Here is a 4,398-nt window from a genome sequence, read left to right on the forward strand (position 1 = left end):
GCGGCGAATGGAAGCCGGTGATGGTGTCCCAGCCGCCGTGGAAGTCGTAGGTCATCACGTTGATGAAGTCCAGGTAGGGGTGCACCTTGTCCGGGTCGTAGGCCCGCACCTTGTCCACGCCGGCGCCGGAGGCGATCGTCAGCAGCAGGCCCGGCTTGACCGCGTCGAGCTGCTTGCGGAACTCCGCCAGCAGCGCGGTGAAGTTCTCCCGGTCCTCGGCCGCGCCGCAGGCCAGGCCGCAGGCGTTGGGGTACTCCCAGTCGAGGTCGATGCCGTCGAACACGCCCAGCGCCGCGCCCGGGCCGCCCGCGCCGTCGGTCACCGGCAGGTTGCCCTTGATGTAGGCGTCCACGCAGCTCTGCACGAAGGCCACCCGGTTCTCCGGACGCGCCGCGCTCGAGAAGCCGCGCGACCAGGTCCAGCCGCCCAGCGAGATCAGCACCTTCAGCTTGGGGTACTTGGCCTTGAGCTTCTTGAGCTGGTTCCAGCTGCCGCGCAGCGGCTGGTCCCAGGTGTCGGCCTTGCCGTCCACGCTCAGGTCGGCGCCGTAGGCCTTGCTGTAGTCGGCGAAGGCGTCGCCGCCTTCCCCGGTGCTCTCGTTGCTCGGGATGACCTTGCCGACCTCGCAGCGGTTGTTGCGCACGTTGCCGAAGGCGTAGTTGATGTGCGTGAGGTTGGCCGCCGAGCCGCTGGTGTCGATGTTCTTCACGTGGTAGTTGCGGCCGTAGATGCCCCACTGCGCGAAGTAGCCCAGCAGCACCTTGCCGCCGGCGGTCTGGGTGTCGGTTTTGACCGTGATCGGCGCCGACGGCTGCGAGCTGCCGGCCTGGTTGAAGGCGCTGACGGTGAAGGTGTAGCTGGTGTCGGGTGTCAGGTTGGCGACGCTGGCGCTGGTGGCGGCGCCCTGCGCGACCTGGGTCGCGCCCTGGTTGACGCGGTACTGCACCGTGCAGTTCGGACCGGCGGCGACGGCGTTCCAGGCCAGGTTCACGCTGGTGGCGCTCTTGGATGGCGAGCTCAGCCCGGCCGGCGTGGCCGGCGCCGCGGCGCAGTTGCCGCTGGCGGTGCTGGTGAGCAGCGCCGCGCTCAGCGCCGAGACATTGCCGGCCTTGTCCTTGGCGCGCACCTGGTAGCTGTAGGCGGTGCCGGCGCTCAGGCCGGTGTCGGTGTGGCTGGTGCCGGTGGGCGAGGCGACCAGCGAGCCGCCGCGCAGCAGCTCGTAGTTGTTGACGCCGCTGCCGGCGTCGGTCGACGCGGCCCAGCTCAGCGTGATGCTGCTGGTGGTGATGTTGCTGGAGCTCAGCCCGCCCGGCACGCTCGGGGGCGTGGTGTCGGCGCCGCCGGTGTCGCAGGCGCCCAGCGATTTCCACACGTCCCACTGGCCCGAGTTGCTGGCCGGCGGGTTGTTCTGCGTCCACCACTTGGCCTGGTAGGCGATGTTGTTCTGCTTGGCATAGCTGTTGGACGTGCCGGTGTAGATCGCCGAGGCGGACCATTCGGGCACGTTGGTGCAGTCATAGGCCTGGGCGGTGCCGGCGGCCATCGCCGCGGCCAGCGCGATGCCGCCGAGGCGGACCATGCGGTTCTTCATGTCGAGCTCCTGATGTCGAGGTTGGGTGGGTGGGGAGGTTCTTGAATCACTTGCGGGCGGCGGTGGAGGTCCTGGCCGCGGTGGCGGCGGGCACCGCGCCGCGCCGCGCTTCCTGCGCCAGCGCGTAGCTGCGGCCGCCGAACGTGACCGTCCAGTTGCTGGGCATGGGCATGGGCAGGTAGTAGTTGATGGTCAGCGTGACGCTGGCGCCGGGCGCCAGGCTCTGCCAGGCGGGCAGCTTGAAGCTGGCGCGGTGGAAGTCGTTCTTCAGCCCGCCGACGTTGTGGCCGGCCGCGTTCGAGCCATTGGCGATCACCGTCAGGCCGAAGCCGCTCTGGTCGGTCACCGTCGACGGGATCGCGGTCGGGACGTCGAACTGGAACTCCGTGCCGCCGGGCAGGGTGGTGCCGCTGTGGTTGGTCAGCGTCAGCTTGGGCGTGATCGGGTAGTTGCTATCGCCCAGCGCGAAGCCGTTCAGCGCGAAGCCGATGTCCAGCGTGTCGGTGGGCAGGCTGGCCGCGCTCATCCGGTTGCCGTAGGCGCCGGCGGTCTTGAGCTTGTTGTAGAGCGTGCTGGTCAGCGTGTTGCCGATGAAGTATTCGCCGCGGGCGGTGTCGAAGGCGTAGTCGCCGGCGAACTCCCAGAACATCACGCCGCCGATGCCGCGATCGGCGATGTACTGCGCCTTGGTGCCGAGCGACTGCTCGTCCTCGGTGCTGATGAAGACCTGCTTCTGCGCGTTCCACAGCCAGGGCGCCACCAGCGTCGCGTCGTAGTGCCGGACGTAGCTGCCGGTGAGCCGGTCGGCCGGATTGGTCGCCGGGTTCAGGCCGTAGGCGGCGAGGTAGCTGCCCTGGCGGCCGGAGGCGAGGTTCATCGCATGCCACATCGGGTTGGAGCCCGCCGGCACTTCCTTGCTGGAGACATCGAGGTCGTGCCAGAGGTTGTCGATGCCGATGGCGCCGTTGCCGCACTTCTGCACCGTGCCGCCGCCGGTGCCGGCCGGGCACTTGCGCTGGTCGGGCAGCGCCGCCTGGCCCCACAGCCCGTTGGTGCCGCCGGTCACGCCCTGCCAGCCGCGGGTGTAGTAGGGCACGCCGATGTTGATGCGGCCCGCCGGCATCGCGCCGCGGAAGTAGTGGTAGGCCCAGTCGGTGTTGAGGTAGCCGATGCGCGCGTACTGGCTGCTCGAGTAGTAGTTCCAGGCCGTCAGCTCAGCGTCCTTGCCGTCGTCGTACAGCGCCGCGTTGGGGCCGACGAACTGGTTCCAGGCGCCGTGCAGGTCGTAGCTCATGATGTTCACGTAGTCCAGGTACTGGGTGACCTGGAAGGCCTCCATCCCGCGCAGCAGGTAGCCGGAGGAGGGCGCCGCGATCGTGAGCAGGTAGTGCCGCGCGTCGGCCTGGCTGGCGGCGTCCAGCTTCGCGCGCAGCGTGCGCATCAGCACCACGTAGTTCTTCATCAGCGCGCCGCGGCGGGCGTTGCTGATGGCGAAGTCCACCGGGTTGCCGGCGTTGTTCATGCTGGTCGGGTACTCGTAGTCGATGTCGACGCCGTCGAAGCCGTACTGGCGCAGGAAGGCCACTGCCGAGTCCGCGAATGCGTTGATGCCGGCCGTGTTGGCCGAGCCGTCCGCGTTGGTCGTCATCGTGTAGAAGCCGGTCGTCTCCGCCCAGCCGCCGACCGAGATCAGCGTCTTGACGTTCGGGTACTGCTTCTTGAATTTGTTCAGCAGGTTGAAGTGGCCCTGGTAGGGATAGGCCGGGTCCATCTCCGCGCCGGCGATGCCCGGCCAGGTCAGGCCGGTGGCGGGATTGGCGGCGTCGGCGGTGTTGCCGATGGACAGCTTGTTGGCCGCGTCCACATGCGCGAACGCGTAGTTGATGTGCGTGACCTGCGCCCACGGGATCTGGTGCGCGAGGAAGGCGGGCTGGCCGGTCTTGCCGGTGCGCCAGCTGGTGAAGTAGCCGATGATGCGGCGCGGCTTGTCGGCGCCCATCTTCTCGCGGCCCTGGTCGTCATAGACCTTGCAGTAGGCGGGCGCGGTGCCGGCGGTGGTGACCAGGCCCTCGGGCCGGCAGCGCTCGTCGCCGGTGACCTGGCCCTGCACGCTGATGCGCACGGCGGCGCTGTCGGTGCTGGCGCCCTTGTCGTCGGTGGCGCGGGCGGTGATGTCGGCCACGCCGGCGCGCGCGGTCCAGCCGATGCTGAAGGGCGCGGTGCTGTCCTCGGCGACCAGCGCGCCGTTGACGTAGAAGCCGACCTTGGCCACGGTGCCGTCGCTGTCGGCGGCGGTCGCGGCGAGGGTCACCGTGTCGCCCGCGGTCGGCGACGTGCCGGCGGTCGGCGCGGTCAGTGCCACCGTTGGCGGCTTGTTGGTGCCATTGCCGCCGCCGTCGCAGGCGCCGAGCACCTTCCACACGTCCCACTGGCCGGAGTTGCTGGCCGGCGGGTTGTTCTGCGTCCACCACTTGGCCTGGTAGGCGGTGTTGTTCTGCTTGACGATCGCGTTGCCGCCGTAGGCGGTGGTCGCGTTCCAGTCGGCGACGCCGGTGCAGTCGTAGGCCATCGCGGCACTGCCGGCGAAGGCCAGCGCCACCGGCATCAGCCAGGGCAGCAGCGGGTGGGGGCGGGCACAGGGATGAAGTCTCATCGGGGGGCTCCTGAAGGGTGTTGTCGTTGTCTTCGGAAACTGCAGGGATGAGCGCCGCCGCGCCGGGCGACTGCGGATGCAGCGCGGCGGAATCGGTCGGACTCGGAGAAAAAGCGCCGGTCGTTCAACCGGCGAAGGCGGCGGCGCTCGGGCG

At 69.4% G+C, this 4,398-nt stretch carries 2 protein-coding genes; both read right to left on the reverse strand.

Going from position 1 to position 4,398, the window contains the following annotated elements; all coding sequences use genetic code 11:
• On the reverse strand, window positions 1-1,591 hold a 1,591-nt coding region (locus FUT87_RS20445), incomplete at its 3' end, for a glycosyl hydrolase family 18 protein (RefSeq protein WP_147242209.1).
• A 46-nt stretch (window positions 1,592-1,637) separates the two neighbouring features.
• Window positions 1,638-4,244: a chitinase C-terminal domain-containing protein gene (locus FUT87_RS20450; RefSeq protein WP_147242210.1), complete on the reverse strand. Its 2,607-nt coding sequence runs from the start codon at window positions 4,242-4,244 to the stop codon at window positions 1,638-1,640.
• Between the last annotated feature and the right edge of the window lie 154 nt (window positions 4,245-4,398).

The organism is Mitsuaria sp. TWR114 (assembly GCF_007997345.1).